This is a genomic window from Microcoleus sp. K5-D4 (assembly GCF_036704575.1).
Lineage (GTDB): Bacteria > Cyanobacteriota > Cyanobacteriia > Cyanobacteriales > Microcoleaceae > Microcoleus.
Genome location: NZ_JAUBSD010000004.1, coordinates 109,119 through 134,073, shown reverse-complemented (window position 1 = coordinate 134,073; position 24,955 = coordinate 109,119). Strand labels below are relative to the sequence as shown.

Here is a 24,955-nt window from a genome sequence, read left to right as displayed (position 1 = left end):
ATAGCTGGTATTTATAATTATGAACTTTCTTTGAAGACAAATTAGCCATCGCCTGAGACTTTCGCAAGAGGTCTAATATTAGGCAGGTAAAATTTTATCATTTTAGTTGAAGAGTTTGATTTTTATAACCGCATATGAACGCCGATTAATGCGGATATAATTTAGTTATTTATCCCTCATAACTCTTGAGGCAATTCCTCGCTATTGAAATCTTTGTACAGATCGCAGTACAATCGATCGATATTGCATCTGAGGAATCTCCCCATGTCAGAACCGTTTTCTACTGAGATTAGCGATCGCATCTGCACTCACATGAACGAAGACCACGCTAGTGCTGTCGTGCTATATGCTCAAGCATTTGGCGACCAACCGCAGGCAACGGAAGCTCAAATGCTCGCTATTGATGCCAACGGCATGGATTTAACCGCTAAAGTAAATGACGAAACAGTGCCTGTTAGAGTAAATTTCGATCGCACTTTAAAAGACGCCGAAGATGCTCACCACACTCTGATTGAAATGGTGAAACAAGCTCGAAAAGTTGCTAAGTAGTCAATTGCGTACTATTCTGTTATAATTTTAACGTTTGCATTACGGAATTTAGTCCCGTTAAATGGTGGTTAAGGAGTAAAGTCCTTACTAAAAACAGTTAGTTGGGGGAAATCATTTTAAGGACTAAATTCCTCACTGCCAACAAAATATTTAATAAAGTTGAATTAACATCTAAAATATCAAATAAAATGACAGAAAATTACCCAAACCCTAAAGCATTAGATGTCGTCAATGGCAGTAAAAATAACCACTTCGACGCCCTGGTAAAGCGAATAGATTTGATGATTCGCGCCCGCTATTCGCTGCTGTACATTGTCGGCGCGGAGGAGGAACCGGTCGAGGCTGTAATTGACCAAGTAGCGCTGCAAGTAACTCCCGCGCGCCGGGTGTTGTTCTGGGATCTTGTGCGTGGCTGGGAGGATAACGGTTCTGGGAAAGGTTCGGTAATGGCGGCGCTCGATCGCGTCAGCAAAACTGCTGTTGAAGAATATACCATATTTGTTCTGCGGGATTTGCACCCTGTTTTGAAATATCCATACAGCGAAAAAAGCGCGGCGGTAGTGCGAGAATTGCGGAATTTAACGCGGGAATTGAAGCGCAGCAAAAAAACTATAGTTCTTACTTCTCACACGCTGGAATTGCCCGAAGAATTGAAAGAAGAAGTAACAGTAATTGATTTTCCTTTGCCCAACGTGCAAGAAATCGACAGTTTAATTTCCCACGTTGTGGAAAAGCCGCAACAGTTGCAAGTTAGCGGTTTAGCAAGAGAACAGTTGGTTAAAGCTTGTCAGGGTTTGAGTCGCGCTAGAATCGGGCGGGTTTTGGCTAAAGCTTTGGCCGCCAAACAGCAAATTAACGAGTCAGATATTGACGGAGTTTTGGAGGAAAAACAGCAAGCAATTCGCCAAACGGGAATTTTGGAGTTTTTCAACTCCAGAGAATCCCTAAAAAGTGTGGGCGGCTTGGAAAATTTGAAACAGTGGGTAAAGATGCGGCAAGATGCTTTTACTGACGAAGCGCGTCGCTACGGCATACCCAATCCGAAAGGCGTTTTGTTAGTAGGAATTCAAGGCACAGGCAAATCTTTATCTGCGAAAACAATAGCCTCAGAATGGCGTTTGCCGCTGTTGCGGTTGGATACTGGGAGATTGTTTGGCGGCGTGGTCGGGGAAAGCGAAAGCCGCGTCAGGCAAATGATACAATTAGCAGAGGCGATCGCACCTTGCGTGTTGTGGATCGATGAAATAGATAAAGCCTTCGGCAACATTATCAGCGGTAGCGACGGCGATTCGGGAACTTCGCGCCGGGTATTCGGCAGTTTGATTACTTGGATGCAGGAAAAAACCAGTCCGGTGTTTATTGTCGCAACTGCAAATAACGTGCGGATTTTGCCCGCAGAGTTGCTGAGAAAAGGCAGGTTTGATGAAATTTTCTTTTTGAATTTGCCCTCAGAATCGGAACGGCAAGATATTTTTAAAGTGCATTTGCAGCGTTTGCGGCCAACTAGATTGCGCGAGTTTGATTTGGGGGTTTTGGCGAAGTGCGCTGAGAATTTTAGCGGTGCAGAAATCGAGCAAGTTGTAATTGATGGATTGTATCGAGCCTTTGGCACCTTTGTCAACGGACAGCGCCGGGATTTGATGACGGAGGATATTTTGAGGTCGATCGAGGATACTGTACCTTTAGCTGCGATCGCGCGATCGCAAATTGAAGATTTGAAGCGCTGGGCGGCGGAAGCCGGCGCGAGAACAGCATCTAACGATACTCACTTAATTGATGAATTGAAACGCTACAGCCAGCGGCGAAGGGATGCGATCGACAATTAACCCCACTTGTAGGCTGCGTCAGTTAGTGTCTAATTAATTCTCGGAAAAATTACATTTGACGCACTTTCCTAATCGCATGGTGCGTCAGTTCATGGCTGATTAATTAGCCCAAATATCTCCCGTTATGACGCACCCTACTACTACGAACCTAATTTCAAAATATCCGCAAAAATAGCATTTTGCTCAACCATTCTCCCCGCATCCGGCGAATCGTAAACCACTAACAGCGAATTCTCCTCCCCCAAATAGGGAAACAGACTCAATCCCTCAGCATTGTCCGTATTAACCTTAAAAGGTAAGTCAAACAATACCTCCAAATCTCCCCCATCTTGCCCACTAATACTGTCGCCCGATCGCCCTAAAATCCCCTTTAACCGAAAAACCCTCATCGCCCCAGATAAAGTCATCGTCGGCCCCGCTAAAACAATCAAATCTTCCCCGTTCCAGCACAATTCTCGCACGCCCAAACCATTCAAATCAACAAAATGTTTGTTGTACAATTTCCCTCCTTTCCCAATTTCCTTAAGCCTTAAAACTCCCGCTTCTGCCTCTTCAACTTCTATTTCTAAAATTATCGCCCAACCCCGCAGCACCGGCCCCCGCAAACCAAGAAAAATGCGATCGCCCCGCACCGCCAACCCTTCAATATCAAAGCCATTTTCTTTACTCGGAATCGGCACAGATAAATACAAGCCGAGGTGGGTGTCATCTTTGAGCGCGTCTGTCAGCAAATTGCCTGTTTCTGTCCGCTGCAGGCATCCCACTGTCAGTTGAATTTCGGGATTGTCTGAATCAGGAATTGACTCGCACAAAATCCCGTCTTTCATAGGAATGCGCGCCAGTAAATAGCGGTTGACCTCTGTCACGATTTGTGCTAATCTTTCAATGTCTTTGCGGGGGTCTTTGCCTTTAGCTTTTTTGCGTTTGGTGCTGTGAGAACCCACCACCCAAAGATAATCGCTGCTGAAATCAATTCCTTCAATATCGATTTCGCATTCTCCAGGTAGATCGATAAAATCTGCGATCGCAAATCTTTGATGTTCTCCAAAAATATGAGGCGCGACAGGCGACAAACGCTCGATCGAAGTCGTTTCATCGGAACCCAGCCACAAATGGCCATCAGGAGTTAAAGCAACAGCGGATAAGTCTGTAATAATATCAGCGACTTCGCTGTTTAATTGCAGCATTAGCCGGCCGAGCAAAAAGGATTCTGGCATAATTATTAGGATCAAAACTATTCTTAGGGTAAGTCATTATAGTTAAACCTGCTTGAAACTGAGATCTTGCCACAGGTGTAGTAGTCCGCCGGGAATTCCTTCTCCGTCTCAAAGCTTGCATTCAGTTAAAACTGAAATGTTGCACCATTCTCAATAAAGCTTTTATGGGCGGGCTAGGATCAACGGCCCACAAGAAAATTTAATTTTTGTGGAACAGCCCGGAAAGCCTGTTCATGACAGAGGTGCAAGATTTGAGTTAAAACCGACAGAAAACTAAAACAGATATCCTCCTCAAGCCTCATAGCAAGAACTTCCGTTTTGAGATAAGAATTTTTAACCCCTAGCGGGTCAAACCGCAGTCGGCGGTAATTATTCCGCAAACCGAACCTTCACAGACGGATAACACCCTAATTGAAGCATTAACATCGCCGTTACCTTTCGTTACGATAAGGAGACAGAGAGAAAAACCTCTCATTCGTAAAATCAGAGGTAGCCATTATGAACGGTACATTTCGCGTCGGCAACCTGTTTGGGATTCCCTTCTTTGTCAACGCATCTTGGTTTTTAGTTCTGGGTTTAGTAACCTGGCAGTACGGCGGCGCATTAGCTGCCCTGTTTCCCACATTGGGCCCCGTAGCGCCCTGGATGCTGGGATTCTTGACAGCGTTACTGTTATTTGCTTCGGTCTTAGCCCACGAATTAGGACACAGTTGGGTAGCCATTAAACAGGGAATTGGCGTGAAATCAATTTCGCTATTTCTGTTTGGCGGACTGGCTAATTTGGAAAGAGAATCTAAAACCCCAGCCGAAGCATTTTGGGTAGCCATTGCAGGCCCGTTGGTCAGCTTATTGTTATCCGGTTTGTTAACAGCGATCGGCATCGGTGCTGGTCTCACAGGACCCGCAGCCGCCATCGTCGGACTTTTAGCTTCCATCAACTTAGTTCTAGCCTTATTTAACTTAATTCCCGGTTTGCCCCTCGACGGCGGCAACATCCTCAAAGCGATCGTCTGGAAAATTACTGGCAACCCTTACAAAGGTGTAATTTTTGCTAGCCGCGTCGGTCAAATAATTGGTTGGATTGCCATTGCTACAGGCATCTTCGGCAATATTTGGAATCTAGTAATCGGTTGGTTCTTACTGCAAAATGCCGGTCAATCTGCCCAATATGCCACAGTCCAAAATCAACTGGCAGGCCTGACAGCGGCAGATGCTGTGACCCCCGAAAGTCCGATCGTCTCCCAAGACTTGTCCCTCAGAGAATTTGCCAACAACTACGTGATCGGTAGCACTCAAACCTGGCGCAGGTTCCTGGCAACAGATGATGCCGGACAATTGGTAGGTGCGATCGACCTTGATGACCTCAAAACCATTCCTACCGGAACTTGGCCCCAAGTTTTAGTCAAAGAACTCCTGAAGCCGATCGAATTTTCCACCACCGTCAAACCAGAATTATCCCTCCTCGAAGTCGTCACCCTTCTGGAACAGCTAAAAGTACAAGAACTCCCCGTCATTCGCGAAAACGGTGTCCTCGTCGGACTTGTAGAAAAAGCTGAAATTGCCCGCCTGCTACAAAGACGAGCCGAAGCGAACCCTGCTTGATCTTCTCAGATACTTGACAAATAATAGTTAAACCCCCTCGATTTCTCCTTACCAAAAGGGCGATCGGGGGGGTTAACTCTAGCTTCACAAAAGTCAAGTCAAACACTAAATTATTAGCAGCAAATCAAGCATAATAATTATCAAAGTGTATTGACCTGTGAGCGAGGATGTTTTGCCACCTCATGACTATTGGGGCGGTCTCTAAAATAACTGTTCTGGGAGTACCTATGCAGAGATGCTTTCTACAGCAACTTTATAGGTAATATCAATTCCGGCAGCATCGGAATAGTAACATCCAGTCAACAGTCAACCACGGACTGTACAACCGAAATCCATCTAATTCATCTGCGTTAATCTGTGTTAATCTGCCTGTATCTGCGGTCAAAAAAGAGAATTTATCGTACCGCAGATGACAAGAGATTGACGGAGATTCACGCAGATGTCGAGAAGAGAGATAGGAATAATTCCGATGCTAACAGATTTGATATAAGGTGAGCGTACCCACACCCGATAACTCAGCAAATTTATAGGAGAAGATGCACATTGCGCCCCCTAACGCTCAATTTCATCAATCAAATCTAGTATTTTTTGATAATCAAAATTATATAGATGATTCATCATAACTTCCGCAAAAACATCATTATCGCTGCCGATTTCCTCAATTGTTGTGGCAATCAAGTCGAAGTCAGCCTCACGGACTGCCTGTTTTAGATTGCTCGTCCATTCTGGGGGAACTTTCGGCTTGGAGTCCAGCGTAAATATTGCAGCACTATCAGATATTTTTTCTTGTACCATTCTTGAACTTTGCGATAAATCATTGACTTCAACATATTTATTGATGACTTCACCAGCACCCGCTGCGGTAACAACTTGAATGTCAAACTTGAAGACTGTCCCGTGTCCCACTTCGCTCTCGACAGTAATGTCGCCCCCCATTAATCTTATGAACTCGCGGCTGATGTTTAATCCTAAACCCGTACCTGTTTGAACTTTCTTTTCTGATGAAGTTTGCACCAATAATTCAAATATGCTTTCTAATTTTTCCGGGAAAATACCAACTCCTGTATCGGCTATTTCAAAACCTATAAAAAGAGTTCGTTGAGGTTCTCCACTATTTAAAAATTCGTTTTCGGCAGGCTTAATGATTCCTTCTTGCTTGGAGCCTACGGTGATTAAAACTGAACCATACTGGGTAAATTTAACCGCATTATCTAATAGATTTATCAACACTTGTCGCAACTTAACCTCATCAGTTTGCACGTATTGGGGAACATCGGAAGAGCAGTCAATAATTACTTGCAATCCTTTATTTTTTGCCGTAATTTGAAACATATTTTGCACGTCCCCCAGCAAGCGGTACAAGTCAAAAATTTTGGCGTTGAGTGCCATCCGCCTACCTTCTATTTTAGATAAGTCTAAGACTTGATTGATCAGTTGAAGCAGGTGTTCTCCGCTGCGACGAATAATTTTGATATTTTCTTTCTCCGACAAAGTTAAATTAGCGCTGGGTTCCATTAATTGAGCGAAGCCGAGAATGGCGTTGAGGGGGGTTCGCAATTCGTGGCTCATGTTGGCGAGAAAAAGGCTTTTAGTTTTGTTGGCAGCTTCTGCGGCTTCTTTGGCTTGTTGGAGTTCTTGTTCTGCTTGTTTGCGATCGCTCGTATCAATGATTATGCCGTGCCAGACAATATCTCCATTTTCGCGCAATTCTGGTCGAGAATAACCTTGCAGCCATTTGAGTTTTCCCGATGCTGTCACAATCCGCCACTCGTGGGAAAATGGTTCGAGATCAGTGGCACTTTTGACAATTGCCTGGAAGTAACTGGAGCGATCGTCCGGGTGTATTTGTTCGTAGAGTAAAGCAGAGTTGTTCTGGATTTCCTCCGGCTCTAATTCTTGAATTTCTCGGCATAGAGGACTGATATATTCCATCTTGACTGAGCCGTCGGGATGCTGCACGAAGATGTAAAGCTCTCCCGGAACAGTGTTGGCTAATTTGTGAAACAGAGCTTCGCTTTTTTGCAAGGCTAATTGTGCTTGTTTGCGCTCGCCAATATCAATCCCAAATCCAAACAAAAAATCCAGACTGCCACCTTCGTCGAGCACCGGTGTGCCGTGCCACTCGACTAACAAAGTCCGATCGTCCGAAGTGAGAATGCGATGTTCGTTAACCGTTTGCTCCCGCGCTGTTACGCCCGTAAAAATCGAATGTAATCCGGCTCGATCGCTTGGGGGTACAAATGTCGCTAAGTAATCTTTGCCTGCAACTTCTGTGGCAGTATAGCCCACAGCTTCCAGCATACTGTTATTCGCCAGCAGGATTTTACCCTCAGAGTCGATCGCCACAAAAAAAATCGGAGAATTTTCGATAATCTTTAAGTTAAAGTCGCGCTCTTGACGGATAATTTTTTCAGCTTGCCTGCGCTCCTCAATTTCGAGCTGCAAGCGGGCATTGATCGAGGCTAGCTCGATCGTGCGATCGACTACTTCAATTTCGAGGGTACGGTTGTAGTCAGCTAATATTTGCTCTGCCTGTTTGCGAGCTGTAATATCTTTAAAAACAGTAAGAACATAAAGGATATTCCCCCCACCGTCAAACACCGGCAGCGCTCGCACTTCCAAACGAATATTTTTCCCGTCTCGGCGAATATCCACATCTTCAGCAATCACCTCCAAGCCACTCAACGCCCGCACAAACGGCATTTGCTCGACCGGGTATAGTTGATTAGTGCCTGCTATATAAATTTGATAAGCTTCTGCTAGCTCTGCTGCGGTGGCATCGGGCATTTCTCCCCTGCCCAATATCTGCTCTCCCGCCGAATTGATGAAAATAAATGCACCACCCGGAGTCATCGCCGAGACTCCAACAGGCAAATTTTCTACCAGCTTGGCAAATTTTTCTTCACTTTCTGCCAAAGCTTGAAAAGACTGTTTCAGTTGAGCTGCCATCTCGTTGAAAGAGTGCGCTAATTCGCCGACTTCCTCAACCCTACTGACAGCAACAGGGCGATCGAACTCTCTGACGGCAATATCTTTAGCTGCTTCGTTGAGCCGCAGCAGCGGCAGCGTTACCCACCTAGCTGTCAGCACTCCAGCAATTGTCGATAGCAGCAGCGCCGCCCAACAAAGTAAAATTGTAGTGCGCGTATTTTTGTTAATTTGCCCCATGAAATCTGATTCGGGAACTGCGATCGCAATCAGCCAGTTCAAACCGTAAACATCAGAAAAGGGCAGCACTTCCACAAAATATTCCTCCCCGTCTCGGCTAAATTGCAGTTGCTGCCGCTGCTGAATGTCGCCAAAGCCCCCGAAGTTTTCGTACAAATATTTAGCTGCAGTGCGAATGACAGGATTTTGGCTGTCTAAAACATTCACCCGCTGCAGTTGCGGCTTTCCAGACATCTTTCTAAAGGGTGATTCTTGACTCGAACTGGCAACCAGCAAGCCCGATCGTTCGATCGCGAAAATTTGTCCCGTTTTGCTAAGCTTGATGCGATGGAGATATTGCTGAAGCTCCGAGAGCGAAAAGTCTACTGCACTAACTCCCAGCAATTTACCATTTCGAGCGCGAATCGGTTGGCTGGCAGCAATAAAAACCGTCCCAGGAGTAAAACCCGGATAAATGCTCGTCCAAATCGGTTTATTAGCTGCGACAGCTTCCTTGTACCAGGGGCGGAGACGGGCATCGTAGGTTCTGGGTTCTGCCTTTAATTTAGCGGTGCGAGTGCCGTTGCCGTCTGTAGCGTAGTAAATGCTGTGAAAGTTGCTAGACTTGTTCGCCGCGACAATTTGCAAGCTGTTATGCGTGGGGTTGCGCCAAATGCCGAGATATTCTCCTGATTTTTCAGCGCCGAAGGATATCCATTGAATGCTTTTAAAAGATCGCATTTGCTGCCAGAGGAACTTCTCTCCCCGAGGCTGTGGCTTTTCTAACTGTAAGTTTAATTCACCGCGCTCGATCGCTTCAGCGTTAAGTTGATTTACCCACTGGGTATGTTCGAGAAAAGAAATCAGCTTTTCTTCAACTCTCTTTCCCGTCTCCGCGATCAATTTCTCGGCGAGCTCTTCGACTGCTTTGTCTCCGTTGCGAAAGGACAGATACCCGACAATCCCCACTGCTGCGACGATTTGCAGCACAAAAGAGGCCACTAGAAGGCGACGCAGGGAGATTTTTGGTTGGTGTTGAGAAGTTTTACTCGCGAATCGGGGCAACGGCATAGGCTGATGACTAATTGCTCCCTAACACTTTAACTGTTCCAGCCTGTAATTTCACTGAGGGGCGATCGAGGTGTTTCCTTGCCATCAAAACACCTCCCACACAGACACATAAAATTTTAGATTTTAAATTTTAGGTTAAATAATTGGGAATGAATGATCAAGCTCGTGCTTTCGAGCTTCGCTACAGTTGCATTCTTTCTTTTTTTCAACTGGTATGACGCACTGTTAGCTGAGAATACCTCTGCCATTTTCTTGCTTTGGTGGGTTTCCTAGCTCAACCAAACCTAATTCTTCCCTCAAACCTCTTCGGTTCATCAATTACATCCGTTAAATCCCGTACACAATTGGTGGCAGAACATCCATCCATTACATCCATTACATCCGTTAAATCCCGTACACAATCGGCGGCAGAACTTCTCTTTAACAGCTACGCGGAAAATCCCCCGCTTGTCCACACGGATATAGCGAGGGGCTAGAATAGGTATTCTCGGAAAATATAAAGTAGTGGCAGTGGCTTTTGTCCAGCCATTGCCATCTATAGAAGCCATACTGTTTGAGGCTCACAGAAAGATTTCAGAGCCAATTCTCTGCTTGCAGTCAATGCTTGAAGTCAAACCAACCTGTTCAAGCAAGAAGTCAAAGCAAGTCGTAAAGGCCTAGGCTACTTCTTCTTCTTCTCGATCAATTTGGCGCAGGTGAATGTGCTTGCGTCCCAGAGAGATTTCAAATTCATCTCCTGGCTGGAGTTCCATCTGTTTGGTGTAGGCAGCTCCAATCAGTAAGTTGCCGTTAGATTGAACGCTAATCCGATAGCTGGCAGAGCGTCCGCCGCGTCCATTGCCGTTTTGCTTCCCGTCTAGCTGAATGCCTTCTGCATCAATCAGCGCATTCAGGAATTTCATCATGTTGACCCGTTCTACGCCGTTCTTGGTAACGGTGTAGTAGCCACAGGCTCTAGCTTTTTCTTCCTTGGTAAGGTTCTCTAGGTCTTTGACCTTTTTGATCAGATCTTCGCCTTCAAGGGGTTCGATATTTTTCTTTTTAGCCATTTACTGAGTCCTGAAATATTCAACTGGTGTACGGATTTTTTCTCGGTTGGTTTTTGGTTTGACCAAGAAACTTTAGCTTTATAGCTGGTCGTAAAACCATATTACACCGATCGGCTCAATTGTTAACCACTATTATCTAAATATTTTTAATAACCTGCAGTCTTTCTTGAGGAGTAGCTGCAGCCGGTGCGAGCAATCTCTAAACTCGGTAGCATAAGCTATCAGCTATCAGCTAGCTAAATATTTGCCCCGCTCTTAAAATCCCATGAAGTTAACCACACGCGGACACTACAGTGTCAAAGCATTACTGGATCTAAGTTTGCAACCTCGCTATGGCCCGACATCGGTGAAATCGATAGCGAAGCGACAGGAGTTACCTGCTCCGTATCTAGAAAAATTGCTGATTGAAATGCGACGAGCCGGTTTAGTCCAATCTGTTCGGGGTTCCCAAGGAGGATATCAATTAGCCCGCATGCCCGCTCAAATCTCTTTAGGACAAATCTTAGAGGCTGTAGGTGAAACTATTGAACCTTTACCTCGACATTTCCCCGACGCGACGCAAGCAGAGGACTGGGTAACATTCAGTTTGTGGAACCGATTGCACAAAAAACTTGCCGAAGCGCTGTACAGTATTTCCCTCGAAGACTTATACTATGATGTCCGCAGTTGGCAAGCGGCTCTTGGGGAAGAAACTAGCTTTATCATTTAAATGGTAAGTTCATTCATTCGATCGCCAGCAATCACACATGGACGCAACACTTGTTACTTACTTTGGCGGCTGTCACTGCGGAGCTGTCCGCTTCCGTGTCGCCGTTGACAAACACGAAGCATCAGATTGCAACTGCTCTATCTGCAAAAAGAAGGGATTTTTGCACCTCATTGTGCCGCCGGAACGTTTTACCTTGCTCAGTGGCCAAGATGTTTTGACCACCTATACATTTAATACAGGAACTGCTCAACATACTTTCTGCGGAATTTGCGGCATTCACTCGTTCTATCGCCCCCGATCGCATCCCGATCAATTCGATGTCAACGTCCGCTGTCTTGACGACGATGCCATCAAACACTTTGAGATTCTACCCTTTGACGGTGTTAATTGGGAGGAGAACGTACACTTGCTGCGCGACGAAAGTAATCTCAGCAGTTAAAATTTCTGCTAAAAAATTAAAGTCCCCAAAGGTAGCAGCAGTTAAAACCTGCGCTACCCGGACGATCGCTCCTGGTCGGACGGACTATCAAGTTTGACAAAATATATAATGATGCCGGATGAATTTCCTGTTTTGATTTTAGCTGCGGTGTTGGATTATTCGATCGGCGATCCTTGGGGTTGGCCACATCCCGTGCAGGCGATGGGTTGGGCGATCGACCGCTATACTCGACTTGTCTTTAATATATGGAATAATCCCGTAGGCAAAATGCCTGAAGCAGAGGACCGTCCCGCTGGCGACCGGCACAAACTGCTGCTACGATGTGCTGGTACAATACTAGCGATCGGGCTGATTGTAGGCAGTTATACTGTCAGTTGGTCGATCGTCCAAGCTGCTAGTTGGGTGCATCCTCTTTTAGGTATTGCCATACAGACCATTTTGCTGGCAAGCTGTTTTGCAGGTCGCAGTTTGAGGGCGGCTGCGGAGGATGTGCTAGCACCTTTAAATGTTGGAGATTTAGTCAAGGCGCGAGAAAGGTTGAGCCTTTACGTCGGCCGGGATACCGAAAACTTATCCGAGCCAGAAATTCTGCGAGCATTGTTAGAAACTGTAACAGAGAATGCAGTCGATGGCGTGACAGCACCGCTATTTTATGCCTTACTTGGGTTCGCTCTGCCGCATCTATTATTAAGTGTTACCGCTGCCCCGATCGAGCCTAACTCGATGTGGGCGAGTGCTATAGTCCCCTTGGCGATCGCTTACAAAGCAGCCAGCACATTAGATTCTACGATCGGCTACAAAGAAGCGCCATACACAGATTTAGGATGGTTTAGCGCCAAACTAGAAGACGTGCTGACGTGGATTCCTTGCCGGCTAACAGTGATTACTTTAGCCGTTATATCTGGCAAACCGATTTACATTTGGCAGATTTGTCAGAGAGATGCTGTTAAAGATGCCAGTCCCAATTCCGGTTGGAGCGAGTGCGTTTACGCCGCCATCTTGGGAGTACAACTAGGAGGTACTAATTCCTATCGCGGAGTTCTCAAACACAAACCGCTGTTAGGCGAGCCGGTTCACCCGATCTCAGCGCCGCTAATTTGCCAAGCATTGCAATTAACTCGGTATTGCTTTCTGATTTGGTTGGGACTATCATTGCTTTTTTATACCTTATTAGGTTTGAGCCGCTAACTTATGACCTCACTAGAACAGTCCAGGAGACATAAATAACGTATTTCTGTCATTGTTCGCCTTCGGCTAAGCAATCGCAGCATCTGGTTTTCATCCGTTCGGGGTAAGTCCTGCAGAAGACACAGATCAGCCACCTACAGCAGCAAAAAAAGTTTTGACCTTTGTTCAAACCCCCAGATTCATCTGTCAAGTCAATCTCAAATCTCAAATCTCAAATCTCAAATTGTTCGATATGCCAACAGCCAACAATTAGCTCGCAGCAACCAATGACTAAAATTATCCAAATTTTATCGCCTGATGAAGTGAGGCGCACTCTCACCCGCGTCGCTTCCCAGATTGTCGAAAAATCAGGGAATCCCTCGGAGTTAGTGCTGTTGGGCATTCATAGTAGAGGAGTGCCTTTAGCTCAAATTTTGGCCGATCAAATTGAAGTTCTCGAACAAGTCAAAGTACCCGTGGGCGCTTTGGATATTACCTTTTACCGAGATGACTTGGATCGAGTTGCGATGCGGACACCGGCTAAAACAGAAATTCCTTTCGATTTGACGGGCAAAACCGTGGTGTTGGTAGATGACGTTATATATAAAGGCAGAACGAGTCGAGCGGCTTTGAATGCGGTCAACGATTACGGGCGGCCGGAGAAAATTTGGTTGGCGGTATTAGTCGATCGTGGCCACCGAGAAGTACCGATTCAGCCGGATTTTACGGGTAAAAAGTTGCCGACTGCAAAGGAAGAACAAGTTAAGGTTTACGTTCAAGAGATCGACGGGCGCGACGGAGTGGAGTTAATTAAGGGTTGATATCCTTGACCTTGGCATCGGAATAATAATTTTTGGAGTGCAGTACGATGTGCAGTGCGAGATATTGAGATCGCGATCGATCTCACGAGCGAGTCGCGACCAAATTTCTAGTTTGCGATCGCACTTGCGACCTCACAAACCAGGTTTATTCGGATATTTTTCGTTTCTGGTCGCAAATTTTTCGTATAAACCGGGTTTCTGGCCCCCATCCGTCCAGGACTGGTATCTGGGAAGAAACCTGGTTTTTAGCCAGAGCGCGGAGCGTCATGATTAATTTTAAATCGGCAGTGCAGGAGTTGAACCTGCCTGGGGCGAATTATGAGTTCGCTGCCTAAACCGCTCGGCCAACTGCCGTTAAATCTATTTCTTTGATCTAACTCAAAATGAATTATAACATAATTTCTCAGTCCGTGCTAGAACTAGAGAACAAAAATCAAAATTCTTAGATCTGCTGAGTCCCGATCGCCTGTTAGCCAATGTGCTGGAGCCGATCGACCGGACAAAGCAGTTTCTAGGACTCGGCATAAACTTATAGGCAATGGCAGTGAATTCGACGGTAGTGCTGACTCTAATTCTGCTCGCTCTCATGTTTGGAGCAGGCGTGACGAGTTCTGTTTGGGGATTTACTATAGGTCGCGAAGCCTTGCAAGGAACGACTCAACCCGATGTTCGTCCCAGCAACAATGCTGGCAGCGGCAAGCCTGGAAAGACGGCTAGCAAAGACCAAGTGAGCATTTTGAAAGAAAAAGACATTCTCACAACCGTCAAAGCACGGGTAGAAGGTCGCGATCCAGAAAAAACGGCCGGGGCAAATACTAAAACAGAGAAGGCAAGCTCTAAACCAGCCGCAGCCAAAAAACCCGCTGCACAAAATGCTAGCGCCAAGTTTCCTCTGAACAGTCGCGACGGGGGAATAACTCTGGAAGTGAGCGCGGCCAGTCAGCGCAACAATTCCATGCTGCTAGACGTGAGCATGAAAAATGAAGGATCGCAAGCTGTGAGGTTTCTCTACAGTTTCTTGAACGTCACTGACGATCGTGGCCGGGCCCTGAGCGCGACTGCCGAGGATTTGCCCTCGGAACTGCCCCCCAACGGGCAGGTGTATTACGGTACGGTGAGTATTCCCACAGCTTTGCTGGAAAATGCTAAAGAAGTTTCACTGACGCTGACAGATTATCCAGGTCAAAAACTTCAGTTGCAAATATCTGGCATTCCAGTGGCGAAGTAAAATAAAAGAAGACCAAACCTGCAGACGGATTCTCAGGTTTGATCGAGAAAGTTTTTTTAGGGAGCATTGTGTCACTTTTAGGGGCGAGAGTGCAGGAGATATCTGATTTACCCGCGATGAGTTCGACAGAGGTGCTGTCGCGGTTGCTGTCAGTGCTGTTGCTGATTGCGATTAATGCTTTTTTTGTGGCGGCTGAGTTTTCGATGGTGACGGTACGCCGATCGCGCATCAATCAGTTAGTGGAAGCTGGCGACGTTGCAGCTTTAACTGTGCAATCTTTGCAGCAAAGTATTGAGCGATTGCTCTCGACAATGCAGTTGGGAATCACTCTTTCTAGTTTAGCTCTCGGCTGGATTGGGGAAAGTACGATCGCCGTGCTAGTCCGAATGTCGATCGGCTATTTGCCGCTGCCAATTTACATCAAGTCGGCGATCGCCCATTCTTTTAGCATACCAATAGTAACTTTTTTGTTGCTAGCTTACCTGCAAATCGTACTCGGCGAACTCTTTCCCAAATCTGTAGCGTTGCTGTATTCCGAACAGCTAGCCAGAACTTTAGGGCCTCCGAGTTTATTGATTGCCCGTTTGTTCAATCCCTTTGTGTCGTTTCTCAATCAATCCACTCGATCGCTCTTGCGGTTTGCGGGCATCGAATACGATCTAAGGCATCGCCCGGTTACTCCCGAAGAACTGCAATTAATTATAGCTACTTCCAGCGAATCCAGCGGCTTGGAAGCAGAAAAACGAGAATTGCTCAACAACGTGTTTGAATTTGGCGAAGTTTGGGTAGAAGAAGTAATGGTGCCGAGGCCTAGCATTGTCGCACTTCCCAAGACAGCAACCTTTCAAACTTTGCTCGACGAAATGGCTATTTCTCACCATTCCCGCTATCCCGTGACGGGAGATTCTTTAGACGACATTATTGGGATTATTGGCTTCAAACAACTTGCAAAACCCCTAGCTGAAGGTTTGCTATCTCCCGACACGCCAATTTTACCTTGGATGGATTCGGTGAGGTTTGTGCCGGAGATGATGCTGCTGGGGGAACTGCTGCCTTTGATGCAGAGTTCGTCGGAAGAAATTGCGATCGTTGTCGATGAATTTGGCGGCATTTCCGGGTTAGTGACACTGAGGGATTTGATAGCCGAAATTATCGGCCGCACTTACGAGTCGCGCGACAGTAAAGAAATTGCTTTGCAAGTATTGGACGATCGCACTTATTTAGTGCAAGCGCAGTTAAATTTAGATGATGTGAATCAAATATTGAATTTGGATTTGCCAGTAACGGACGAATATCAGACAATCGGAGGTTTTTTGAGCTATCAGTTGCAAAGAATGCCGGCTGTGGGGGAAGTTTGGCGCGGTGACAATGTGGAACTTACGGTTGTTTCTGTGTCCGGGCCGCGGTTGGATCAACTTCAAATTCACTTGTTGGAAGGGGCTGCGGGCGAGCGAGCTTTAGATGAAATTGCAGCAGCCGATGGGGAAATTGTGGGGAAAGGGCGAAAGAATAGCGGGTTGAGTAGTGTGGCAAAATTGTCTCATTAAGATTTTGATGAAAATGGCGATCGAAATAGCGCAACTTTTTATACCAAATCTGAGTTAGCAACCCCGTTTATTCTTTAGTCTCTTAGAGAGGGACGAGAGTTTATGGAGGAACGCTTTCAACCGCCGAGTCGGAATACTGTTTAAGCATAAGGCACCGGATCTTTTAATTCCAATTCCTCAAAAGCCGCCAGCCGCAACCGACAAGAATCGCAAACACCGCAGGCATTTTCCCCGCCTGCGTAGCAAGACCAAGTTTGCTCCCAAGGTACTCCTAATTTGTTGCCTAATTGAATAATTTCTGTCTTTTTAAGTTCGATCAAAGGTGTGATAATATTAATAGCATTTCCTTCTCGACCCTGCTTTGTTCCTAACCGAAATACTTCCTGCATGGCTTGGATGTAATCGAGGCGGCAGTCGGGATATCCAGAATAATCTAAAGCGTTGACACCGATGTAAATGCGATCGGCTTCTAGAGTTTCTGCGTAGGCGAGGGCAAAGCTGAGAAAGATCGTATTTCTAGCAGGAACGTAGGTAATTGGGATGTTTTGGGACATTTCTGCAAGATTGCGATCGATCGGCAATTCCATCTCATTATCAGTCAAAGCCGAACCGCCCCACAGTGTTAAGTCAAAGTTTACTATCTGATGTGCCTTAACGCCTGCAGCAAGTGCGATCGCCCTTGCTGATTCCAACTCCCGCCGATGCCTTTGCTTGTAGTCAAAGGAAATAGCGTAACACTCGCAGCCGTCGGCTTTGGCTTGATACAAAACTGTTGAGGAATCCAGCCCTCCCGACAATAAAATAACTGCTTTCACTTAAAACATCCTCAATAAAATTAGCTTTTATATTTATATCAAATTAGTCGCAAATTGACAATAATAATAGTTGTGTAGAACATCTAAATGTAGCTTAGGCACTGCACAGCTTACCTAAAAATTAACTGGTTCCTAGGCTCTGCCTGGAAACCGAGATTGAGAGGCTCTGCCTCGCATTACGGCCAGGAAAATTAGAGGCAGAGCCTCCAGATATACGTTACCAGGCAGAGCCTAGTAACGAGTAGAAAGAAAATTCATCTTTTGTGGAACAGGCATCTTGTCTGTTCTTGAGATTGATGCAGGATGTCAGATTTAAGTTGCTAATAAATCATCGAGTTCACGGTAATCGGGCAAAGTTGTATCAATTTTAATGCCCTGCCGCAAAACTGTGCGATCGCCTTGCGCTCTAGATAACAATTCGCTGAAATTCCGCGCCTTAAACAAAATCAAATCAGCAGGTAAACCCACTGCAATTCGTCCTAAATTCGGCAATCCCATTAAATCGGCTGGAGTCTTTGTAACTGCACAGGGCCAGTCTCCATAAGGCCTATCTAAATGAGCGATGCGGACTGCCATATTAAAAACTTCTAAAACATCATGGTCGCCAAAGCCGTAAAACGGATCGCGACAATTGTCGCTAGCAACTGCAACGGGAATTCCGGCTGCTTTTAGTTCGTGCAACAGTGTCACTCCCCGCCAGCGCGGTGTATGCTGAGATTCTCGGTCTTGCAGGTAAAGGTTGCACATCGGCAAGCTGACAATGCCAATATTTGCTTCCTTGACTAATTCCAGAGTTTCTGTTACTAAATCTGACGGTTGTACGGCTAAACTACAGCAGTGTCCGCAGATTATTTGAGCCCCAAATTCATGGCGGATGGCGGTTTTTGCGACTTCCCGCAATGTTACTGAATCAGGATCGTCGTTTTCGTCGGTGTGGAAGTCGAGGTTTAAATTTCGTTCTTTGGCTAAGGCAAAAACTCGATCGAGTTGTTTGTCTAAATCGGGATTCATGTAGGCGACGCCGCCAAGAATGCCGCCAATTTGGGCAATGCGATCGGCTAATTTTTCGCCGGCGGGTGTCAGGTAATAGTCGAGGGAAACCAGGGAAACTGCTTGCAAGATCAGCCGATCGCCCCATTCGGCTTGCAGCGCTTCAAATACTTCTAAACTAACGGTTCCCTGTTTGCCCGCGCTGTCGATGTGAGTGCGGATGGCTTTGGTTCCGTGGGCGTAGCTGCACTTGAGGCCGAACTGCATCCGCCGGTAAACATCCTCTGCATTCCAGTTTTTTTCGGCATCAGCGCATACCGCTTCGATCGCGCTGGCAAAAGTTCCATCGGGATTGGGCGATCGTTCCCAAATGTGGCCTTTGTCTAAATGGGTGTGCATATCCACAAAACAAGGCCAAACTAAGCCGCCTTGCAAATCTACAACTGGGATATCTGCAATTGGGAATAAAGGTTCCGTACCTGTGGGGATGATTTGGGCGATCGCCCCTGCTGCAATTTCCAAATCCACCAAACAAAAATTGTTCTTACTCCCCGTTGTCGCCACAGTAGAAGCTGAGGGCGCGATCGATTTCATCTCTAGAAGAGACGCGGGTACGCGACCATTTTTGAGCAAATAATTAGATGTACTTGGCAACATTAATTTTGTGAGTTAGTATTTTGTTGATAATTACTGGCTACCAGTTGTAACTATAACAACCCTTGCAGGAATTGTGAACATCTCTCTTTTCCTTTTTCTCTCTTTTCTAGATTCTCTCCGCCCTCTGCGCCCTCTGCGTTTAGTTAAACAAATATCATGCAGCAAAAAAATATAAATGTTAGAGAAACTTCGATTAAATAGGTAGCTTTGCTGTTGGTACTCCCGCCCTCATCACTGAAGCACTTATGCAAAATTTTTATATTTTCAGGACAGCGCGAAAATCAGCGTCACGAGTTTTGCTATGCCGGATACTTCCAGAGCCTGAATCCTTTTGCTATCATAAATTACTGCTTCAAATTGCAGTTTCACTTTCAACTAACAGCAGCATCCATAGCAAGAGCCAAAAACAACTGTGTCAAAACCCAAGCATATAGTTTTAACATCCCATCCCGACAGATCTGGCACAAAACCTCATCCAATTTACTGGGGAGAAATCGATCCGCTGAAACGGGGGCCTGTGATTGGTAGCCTCACCAAATCGTCTCACCGGAATGCGATCGGCACTCATTCGGGTTCCTACTCTGTTTATCGCGCGCTAGCAGTGGCTTCCGGGGCATTGCAAGCAGATCACCGCCCCGATTTTACCAACACCTCTCCGGCCGCACACATCGGGCCGCACCCGAGTTGGGGCGATCGCAATTTGATTGTTTCTCTCGATCCCTTTGGGGGTTTAGTCAGCGAAGTTTATACTTCATTTCTCCAGCAAGGATATGATATTCGACCGACAATTGCTGTCACTAAAGCTCACATTAATATGCCGGAATTGCAAGATGCCATCGCTAAGGGGCGAGTGCAAATTGATGGCAAAATAGTCAAAGCAGGTGGGAATTTAGCAGTAACTAAAATTGCGATCGACCCGGTTTGGTATTTGCCGGGAATTGCTCGGCGGATTGGGGCTCAAGAAAGCGTTCTCCGCCGTGTCCTGTTCGAGCAAACAGGCGGAATGTTCTCGGATTTAGTGACGCGGCCAGACTTACACGTTTTCTTGCCGCCAATTGGCGGAACTACGGTTTATATTATTGGCGATGTCGCGAATATTTCTGACCCGGATAAGCAGTTGGCGGTACGTGTACATGATGAATGCAACGGTTCAGATGTCTTCAGTTCCGATATCTGCACTTGTCGCCCTTATTTGGTACACGGGATGGAAATTTGCATCCAAACGGCACAATCAGGCGGTTCTGGGGTAATAGTTTACTTCCGCAAGGAAGGGAGAGCTTTGGGGGAAGTGACTAAGTTTTTGGTGTACAATGCCAGAAAACGGCAGGAAGGCGGCGATCGCGCTGATGCCTATTTTACGCGCACTGAATGTGTTGCGGGAGTTCAAGATATGCGGTTTCAAGAACTAATGCCAGACGTGCTGCACTGGTTGGGGATCTCTCGAATTGACAGTTTAGTTTCTATGAGCGATATGAAATACAATGCGATTATCAATTCTGGCATTCAGGTAATCGATCGCATTCCCATTCCTGAAGATTGGATTCCTGCAGACGCACAAGTCGAAATTGTCGCCAAAAAAGCCGCCGGCTACTACACGCCAGACCCGGTGCCAGATGCTACAATTCTTGCAGAAGCGATCGGACGCGATTTAGGAGATTAAGATGGCAAAGACGCGACCGATGAGATGCGAACAATCGCGTCTTTGCTAAATAAAATTTATTGCTGGTTTTTGATCAGTCAGGGTAGGTTATGGCTAATTTGCGTTCTAGTGTGATCGTAAAAACAGATATTTGCGGATATACCGCCAGAGTCAAAAAATTATCTCAGTCGGACTTGAGTAGTTTGTTAAACGAGCATAAAAATTTTGTTTCAGATATTAGCGCCAGAAATGAAGGCAGCGTAATTAAAGGGGAAGGTGATTCATTTTGGATAATTTTCCCCAGCGTCACAGCAGCGGCAGTAGCAGCCATAGAAATGCAGCAAGAATTGAGAGCGCAACAATCTAGCAAGGCGAACGACGAACGATTGGCTATTCGCGTGTCGATTACATTAGGAGATGTCTTGCATCAAGATAAAGATATCTTTGGCGATACTGTGAATTTAACAGCGCGCATAGAATCAGTAACTCCGCCGGATGAAATATATTTGTCCCAAGCAGCATGGCTCGCGCTCAACAAAGCAGAAGTGCAAACGTCTTTTGTCAACGAGTTTTCTTTGAAAGGGATGAGCGAACCTGAAAAAGTATACAAAGTTGACCAAAGTTACAAAACGCGAATCATCAAGAATCAAGCCATAATTAAAGCTGATTTGAGGGGTTTTATAGCTTATCAAGAATCTAATTCTATCAAAGATGTGGAATATTTGCTCACGAACTTTGATACTTTTGAAAAAACAATTTGCGAAGAATACGGCGGCACAATTCGGAGTATTGTTGGTGATTCGCATTTGTTGACTTTCCCGGAAGCTCACTCAGCCTTAGCGGCAATGGAAAGTCTGTGCGAGAATTGGAAACTTTTTATTGACGCCAATCAAATACCTTGTGGCTTGTCGGTGGGAGTTGCGAAGGGAAATCTATATATATTTAGGTCTTGCACTTACGGAAAAGATATTCACATAGCCGACAGGCTGGAAGATTTAAGTAAAATAGTATCTCCGGGGAAAGAAAAAAACTCGGTGATAGTTTCCGATCAAATAAAACGCGAAGTCAGCGGGTCGAAGTGGGAATATAAGCTGATAAAAATCGATAAAAATGCGATTTTAGATAATCTTTTAGATTACAGTCAGTTTGACTTTTTTCAAGAAAACGATGTTTACCGCTGTTTGGTTGTATGAAGTTGCACAATATTGAACTTGAGACTGTAGAATATCTGAGAACGCCGGCTGCTATTCGCCAAAAGTGCGATCGGCTTTTTGATTTAGCCCGCCTAGACAAACTCCGCTACTTCCGCGTCGATTTATCCCAACTCGACAACGCAGCAAATTATGTAATTGCCACAACCGGCCAACAGTATCCCGATTTTAACATTCCCTTTCACAGTCGCTGGCGACATTTTGAAGCTGGCAACCTGCCGCGACTCGCCGAATTGGATGCAGCTTTAGCAGAATTTTCACCGGTTGAAAAAGCTAAGATCAAATTTGATTTAGCAATTGTCAGCGTTTTGATCGATGCCGGTGCTGGTGCCGATTGGCAGTATTGCGAACCTGAAACCGGACAGGTTTACCGCCGTTCTGAAGGGTTAGCAATAGCCAGCTTGCGGATGTTTTGTCAAGGTGTTTTTTCCAGCAATCCCGATTTTCCTTGGCAAGCGGATTCTCGCGGACTTTCTCTATTAAAACTCGAAACCTTAGCTGCAGGATTTCAGGTAAGTCGAGACAATCCGCTAGTTGGTTTAACAGGCCGGTTAGAATTATTGCAGCGTTTGGGGAAGGCGATTTGCCAACATCCATTATTATTTGGTAGCGCCAACCCGCGTCCGGGCAATTTGGCAAAATACTTGCTCGACAGTCGGGTTTCTGGAGCCAAAACTGTGAAGGCTGCTGAAGTGTTGAGCGCTGTTTTGACAGGTTTTGGGGAAATTTGGCCGGGAAGATATGCAATTGGTGGCGTTAATTTAGGCGATGTTTGGCGGCATCCGGCTTTAACAGGAGAAAATTTGGTAGATGAATTCGTGCCGTTTCACAAACTGTCGCAGTGGTTGACTTATTCGCTGTTGGAACCGCTGCAAGAACTTGGTTTAGAAGTCGCCGGATTGGATAAGTTAACGGGATTGCCGGAGTACCGCAACGGCGGTTTGTGTTTGGATATCGGGCTGCTGCAGGCAAAAGATTCGGCTATTTTTGAGCAGAGTTACTTGCCTGGTTCTGAAGTTATAGTAGAATGGCGATCGCTGACTGTGAATCTTTTAGATAAAATTGCCACAGCTATTCGAGAAAAGCTGCATTTGAGTGCGACAGACTTGCCGCTGGTGAAGATTTTGCAAGGAGGAACTTGGGCGGCCGGGCGGAAAATTGCGGGCGAATTGAGGGCTGGTGGAGGGCCGCCAATTCAGATTAAAAGTGACGGCACTGTGTTTTAGGGGGAAGAAGGAAGTTCGGCAACGGATTCTATAACGGATGTAACGGATGTAACGGATGTCTGGAAGAAGGAAAAGGGAAGAAGGAAAAGGGAAGAGGGAAGAAGCAAGAAGGAAGAGGGAAAATTATCCCCTCTTCCAACTTAAAACTCAAAATTCAAAATTCAAACCTGAAAACTATACCTCACACTACACTCCCAACAAGCTGCTTACCGGCAAGTGCGATATTTGACGTGATAAACTAAACCGCGATGAGCCAAATCGAAGGAGTCAACGGTGGCCATGCCGGCACCGCGGGCTGTCATTGCAGCATTTACTCTCATATTTACACTGTCGCCGCAGCGAGACCAAACATTAGCTACAGTGGCTAAGCTATCTCGAACATTGTAGTTAGTTTCGCCGCTGAGATTCCGATTAAAAATGGGGCCGCGGGCTCCAGCGAAAAAGTATTCTGCTCGCAGGTTGCCTGTGGTTTTGGGAGCCACGTAGCCGCGATAATCAGCATCGTAGATAGAAATTTGGTAGCCTTGGGGTACTTTGATGGGAATGCTCAGATTGCAGCTTTTCCGGCTTTCTGTTGAGACATTTCCCAGGGCTGCAAACTTGTCAAATAGGATGGTCAGTTCTTGACCATCGGGGCTGACGCTGACGCTGGCGGAGCGATCGGGGCAACCGCTACCGCCGTAGCTTGCACCTAAAATTTGAACCAGCGGATTAGCCAAGGCGGGGCTGATAGAAGCAGTCATTAATGCCGTAGCTAGCAATAGTTTTACAAACTTCATGGATGTTCTCCTTAATAAGTTCAGTTGTGTGTTAGGAGCACCCTAAAAAAATGGAACTGAATTTCGGTAATGCGTTTTAAAGTTGGATATAACCGCCTTCATGATGAAAGATGAAAAGCCAGTCAAGCCAACCTTATGACCTCATGTGCAGTTCCTATTCAGGTTTTTTCGATTAGTGAATTAATCGAAAAAATAGGTTTTTTGTTGATACTTCTTAAGATTCATATCTGTTGGTAAAAGTTCCGGAAGATTTCGGGGCGAAACTCCGGATCAGTGTTAATCGGCTTGGATGGAGCGCGAGACAGCGAAACCAGTGGGGAGGCTTTTGGGCCCGGATCTGCGTTCTTAGGAAGAGTGCGGGAAGGAGAGGAAATGAGAGAATGACATATTTGTGTATTTTCAAACCTCGCATACTTAGTGTCGCGCTGGGCGGATGAAAGGCAAGTGTAGAAGTAATTTTATTCGCGCGGTATTTGTGTTTTCAATAGGGGTTTGAGATAAGTAGTCCAGGACGCAAGGGCGGCAGAAACCTGCTTTTTTTGCGTCAAGAATGCCTCGATGGCTGATAAGTTAGAATAAAGCAAAGTAATTATTCAAAAAAATGAGTGCTAAAGTTACTGTCATTGACCATCCTTTGATACAGCACAAGTTAACTCTCATGCGGCAAACTCAAACGAGCACGGCGAAATTTCGCCAATTGCTGAAAGAGATTGGAATGCTGCTAGCCTATGAAGTGACGCGAGATTTGCCGCTAAAATACGAACAAATAGAAACGCCGATCGCCAAAATGAATGCACCGGTGCTGGCTGCAGAAAAGAAAATTGTTATTATTTCGATTATGCGTGCCGGTCAGGGACTGTTAGATAGTATTTTAGAACTGATTCCGTCTGCGAGGGTAGGACATATTGGTTTGTACCGCGATCCGACAACTCGGATGGCGATCGAATATTATTTTAAAGTTCCCCAGGATATCGAACAGCGAGATGTTTTAATTGTCGATCCGATGCTGGCTACTGGTAATTCAGCAGTGGCGGCAGTGGATAGGCTTAAAGAAGTTAATCCGAAGTCTATTAAGTTCTTGTGCTTGCTGGCGGCGCCGGAGGGACTTAAGCACTTTCACGAACAACACCCTGACGTGCAGATTTATACGGCGGCAGTTGATGAGTGTTTGGACGAACACGGCTATATTGTACCCGGACTGGGAGATGCGGGCGATCGGCTTTACGGCACTATGTGAATTCAATAAAATTATTTTCTGCTGTATAT

The 24,955-nt window shown here is 45.9% G+C and carries 19 protein-coding genes and 1 tRNA gene; 13 read left to right on the top strand and 7 right to left on the bottom strand.

Annotated features, from left to right (window positions below):
• The first annotated feature begins 264 nt into the window (after nt 1–264).
• Nucleotides 265–549 (top strand): DUF2470 domain-containing protein, encoded by a 285-nt coding sequence (locus tag QUA77_RS02850; RefSeq protein WP_333136317.1) that lies wholly within the window; start codon nt 265–267, stop codon nt 547–549.
• 188 nt (nt 550–737) lie between these two features.
• Nucleotides 738–2,375, top strand: coding sequence for an AAA family ATPase (locus QUA77_RS02845; protein ID WP_333449195.1), 1,638 nt, complete (start codon nt 738–740; stop codon nt 2,373–2,375).
• Nucleotides 2,376–2,515: 140 nt separating this feature from the next.
• On the opposite strand, the gene QUA77_RS02840 is transcribed toward QUA77_RS02845, so the two are convergent.
• The gene (locus QUA77_RS02840) at nt 2,516–3,592 is read right to left on the bottom strand and encodes a DUF3616 domain-containing protein (protein ID WP_333449194.1); all 1,077 of its coding nucleotides are present in this window, start codon (nt 3,590–3,592) and stop codon (nt 2,516–2,518) included.
• Nucleotides 3,593–4,090: 498 nt separating this feature from the next.
• On the opposite strand from QUA77_RS02840, the gene QUA77_RS02835 reads away from it, so the two are divergent.
• Nucleotides 4,091–5,194: a site-2 protease family protein gene (locus QUA77_RS02835; RefSeq protein ID WP_333449193.1), complete on the top strand. Its 1,104-nt coding sequence runs from the start codon at nt 4,091–4,093 to the stop codon at nt 5,192–5,194.
• A gap of 552 nt (nt 5,195–5,746) precedes the next feature.
• On the opposite strand, the gene QUA77_RS02830 is transcribed toward QUA77_RS02835, so the two are convergent.
• Nucleotides 5,747–9,412 carry a PAS domain S-box protein gene (locus QUA77_RS02830; protein ID WP_333449191.1) on the bottom strand — a complete coding sequence of 1,222 codons (3,666 nt, stop codon included), beginning with the start codon at nt 9,410–9,412 and terminating at the stop codon, nt 5,747–5,749.
• Between the two features lie 656 nt (nt 9,413–10,068).
• Nucleotides 10,069–10,461 (bottom strand): AbrB family transcriptional regulator, encoded by a 393-nt coding sequence (locus QUA77_RS02825; RefSeq protein ID WP_333041194.1) that lies wholly within the window; start codon nt 10,459–10,461, stop codon nt 10,069–10,071.
• A 265-nt stretch (nt 10,462–10,726) separates the two neighbouring features.
• Here QUA77_RS02825 and QUA77_RS02820 point away from each other — a divergent pair, with 265 nt between their 5' ends.
• The 4 genes from QUA77_RS02820 (at nt 10,727) to pyrR (ending at nt 13,597) form a co-directional block, all read left to right on the top strand.
• Nucleotides 10,727–11,170, top strand: coding sequence for an Rrf2 family transcriptional regulator (locus QUA77_RS02820; protein WP_333041193.1), 444 nt, complete (start codon nt 10,727–10,729; stop codon nt 11,168–11,170).
• Nucleotides 11,171–11,207: 37 nt separating this feature from the next.
• Complete coding sequence (locus tag QUA77_RS02815; RefSeq protein ID WP_333041192.1) at nt 11,208–11,609, top strand: GFA family protein; 402 nt, start codon at nt 11,208–11,210, stop codon at nt 11,607–11,609.
• Between the two features lie 108 nt (nt 11,610–11,717).
• Nucleotides 11,718–12,797, top strand: coding sequence for an adenosylcobinamide-phosphate synthase CbiB (cbiB, locus tag QUA77_RS02810; protein ID WP_333449199.1), 1,080 nt, complete (start codon nt 11,718–11,720; stop codon nt 12,795–12,797).
• Between the two features lie 266 nt (nt 12,798–13,063).
• Nucleotides 13,064–13,597 (top strand): bifunctional pyr operon transcriptional regulator/uracil phosphoribosyltransferase PyrR, encoded by a 534-nt coding sequence (pyrR, locus tag QUA77_RS02805; RefSeq protein WP_333041191.1) that lies wholly within the window; start codon nt 13,064–13,066, stop codon nt 13,595–13,597.
• Between the two features lie 281 nt (nt 13,598–13,878).
• On the opposite strand, the gene QUA77_RS02800 is transcribed toward pyrR, so the two are convergent.
• Nucleotides 13,879–13,951, bottom strand: a tRNA-Ile gene (locus QUA77_RS02800).
• Between the two features lie 184 nt (nt 13,952–14,135).
• Here QUA77_RS02800 and QUA77_RS02795 point away from each other — a divergent pair.
• Both QUA77_RS02795 and QUA77_RS02790 read left to right on the top strand, forming a co-directional pair.
• Nucleotides 14,136–14,825, top strand: a complete 690-nt coding sequence (locus QUA77_RS02795; RefSeq protein WP_333041190.1) for a hypothetical protein — start codon at nt 14,136–14,138, stop codon at nt 14,823–14,825.
• 116 nt (nt 14,826–14,941) lie between these two features.
• Nucleotides 14,942–16,372 (top strand): hemolysin family protein, encoded by a 1,431-nt coding sequence (locus tag QUA77_RS02790; RefSeq protein WP_333449198.1) that lies wholly within the window; start codon nt 14,942–14,944, stop codon nt 16,370–16,372.
• A gap of 140 nt (nt 16,373–16,512) precedes the next feature.
• Here QUA77_RS02790 and queC read toward each other — a convergent pair whose 3' ends face one another.
• On the bottom strand, nt 16,513–17,187 hold the full coding sequence (queC, locus tag QUA77_RS02785) for a 7-cyano-7-deazaguanine synthase QueC (RefSeq protein WP_333041188.1): 675 nt from the start codon (nt 17,185–17,187) through the stop codon (nt 16,513–16,515).
• Between the two features lie 312 nt (nt 17,188–17,499).
• Nucleotides 17,500–18,834, bottom strand: a complete 1,335-nt coding sequence (locus tag QUA77_RS02780) for a cytosine deaminase (RefSeq protein ID WP_333449190.1) — start codon at nt 18,832–18,834, stop codon at nt 17,500–17,502.
• Between the two features lie 412 nt (nt 18,835–19,246).
• On the opposite strand from QUA77_RS02780, the gene QUA77_RS02775 reads away from it, so the two are divergent.
• The 3 genes from QUA77_RS02775 to QUA77_RS02765 all read left to right on the top strand — a co-directional run bounded on the left by QUA77_RS02775 (nt 19,247) and on the right by QUA77_RS02765 (nt 22,910).
• Nucleotides 19,247–20,494: a GTP cyclohydrolase II gene (locus tag QUA77_RS02775; RefSeq protein ID WP_333041186.1), complete on the top strand. Its 1,248-nt coding sequence runs from the start codon at nt 19,247–19,249 to the stop codon at nt 20,492–20,494.
• An 89-nt stretch (nt 20,495–20,583) separates the two neighbouring features.
• Complete coding sequence (locus QUA77_RS02770) at nt 20,584–21,666, top strand: adenylate/guanylate cyclase domain-containing protein (protein ID WP_333041185.1); 1,083 nt, start codon at nt 20,584–20,586, stop codon at nt 21,664–21,666.
• On the top strand, nt 21,663–22,910 hold the full coding sequence (locus QUA77_RS02765; protein ID WP_333449189.1) for a URC4/urg3 family protein: 1,248 nt from the start codon (nt 21,663–21,665) through the stop codon (nt 22,908–22,910). The genes QUA77_RS02770 and QUA77_RS02765 overlap by 4 nt, the downstream gene beginning before the upstream one ends.
• A gap of 206 nt (nt 22,911–23,116) precedes the next feature.
• Here QUA77_RS02765 and QUA77_RS02760 read toward each other — a convergent pair whose 3' ends face one another.
• Entirely contained in the window at nt 23,117–23,689 is a 573-nt protein-coding gene (locus QUA77_RS02760; RefSeq protein ID WP_333449188.1) for a DUF4360 domain-containing protein, read from the bottom strand.
• Nucleotides 23,690–24,290: 601 nt separating this feature from the next.
• Here QUA77_RS02760 and upp point away from each other — a divergent pair.
• Complete coding sequence (gene upp / locus QUA77_RS02755; protein WP_333041182.1) at nt 24,291–24,926, top strand: uracil phosphoribosyltransferase; 636 nt, start codon at nt 24,291–24,293, stop codon at nt 24,924–24,926.
• The last annotated feature ends 29 nt before the right edge of the window (nt 24,927–24,955 follow it).

Excerpts from the sequence above, each read along its gene's own strand:
- cbiB (WP_333449199.1), top strand. The coding sequence starts at position 11,718 with ATGATGCCGGATGAATTTCCTGTTTTGATTTTAGCTGCGGTGTTGGAT.
- QUA77_RS02830 (WP_333449191.1), bottom strand. The coding sequence starts at position 9,412 with ATGCCGTTGCCCCGATTCGCGAGTAAAACTTCTCAACACCAACCAAAA.
- QUA77_RS02770 (WP_333041185.1), top strand. The coding sequence starts at position 20,584 with ATGGCTAATTTGCGTTCTAGTGTGATCGTAAAAACAGATATTTGCGGA.
- QUA77_RS02780 (WP_333449190.1), bottom strand. The coding sequence starts at position 18,834 with ATGTTGCCAAGTACATCTAATTATTTGCTCAAAAATGGTCGCGTACCC.
- pyrR (WP_333041191.1), top strand. The coding sequence starts at position 13,064 with ATGACTAAAATTATCCAAATTTTATCGCCTGATGAAGTGAGGCGCACT.
- QUA77_RS02835 (WP_333449193.1), top strand. The coding sequence starts at position 4,091 with ATGAACGGTACATTTCGCGTCGGCAACCTGTTTGGGATTCCCTTCTTT.
- QUA77_RS02765 (WP_333449189.1), top strand. The coding sequence starts at position 21,663 with ATGAAGTTGCACAATATTGAACTTGAGACTGTAGAATATCTGAGAACG.
- QUA77_RS02845 (WP_333449195.1), top strand. The coding sequence starts at position 738 with ATGACAGAAAATTACCCAAACCCTAAAGCATTAGATGTCGTCAATGGC.
- QUA77_RS02840 (WP_333449194.1), bottom strand. The coding sequence starts at position 3,592 with ATGCCAGAATCCTTTTTGCTCGGCCGGCTAATGCTGCAATTAAACAGC.
- QUA77_RS02760 (WP_333449188.1), bottom strand. The coding sequence starts at position 23,689 with ATGAAGTTTGTAAAACTATTGCTAGCTACGGCATTAATGACTGCTTCT.
- QUA77_RS02815 (WP_333041192.1), top strand. The coding sequence starts at position 11,208 with ATGGACGCAACACTTGTTACTTACTTTGGCGGCTGTCACTGCGGAGCT.
- QUA77_RS02790 (WP_333449198.1), top strand. The coding sequence starts at position 14,942 with ATGAGTTCGACAGAGGTGCTGTCGCGGTTGCTGTCAGTGCTGTTGCTG.
- QUA77_RS02795 (WP_333041190.1), top strand. The coding sequence starts at position 14,136 with ATGGCAGTGAATTCGACGGTAGTGCTGACTCTAATTCTGCTCGCTCTC.
- upp (WP_333041182.1), top strand. The coding sequence starts at position 24,291 with ATGAGTGCTAAAGTTACTGTCATTGACCATCCTTTGATACAGCACAAG.
- QUA77_RS02825 (WP_333041194.1), bottom strand. The coding sequence starts at position 10,461 with ATGGCTAAAAAGAAAAATATCGAACCCCTTGAAGGCGAAGATCTGATC.
- QUA77_RS02820 (WP_333041193.1), top strand. The coding sequence starts at position 10,727 with ATGAAGTTAACCACACGCGGACACTACAGTGTCAAAGCATTACTGGAT.
- QUA77_RS02850 (WP_333136317.1), top strand. The coding sequence starts at position 265 with ATGTCAGAACCGTTTTCTACTGAGATTAGCGATCGCATCTGCACTCAC.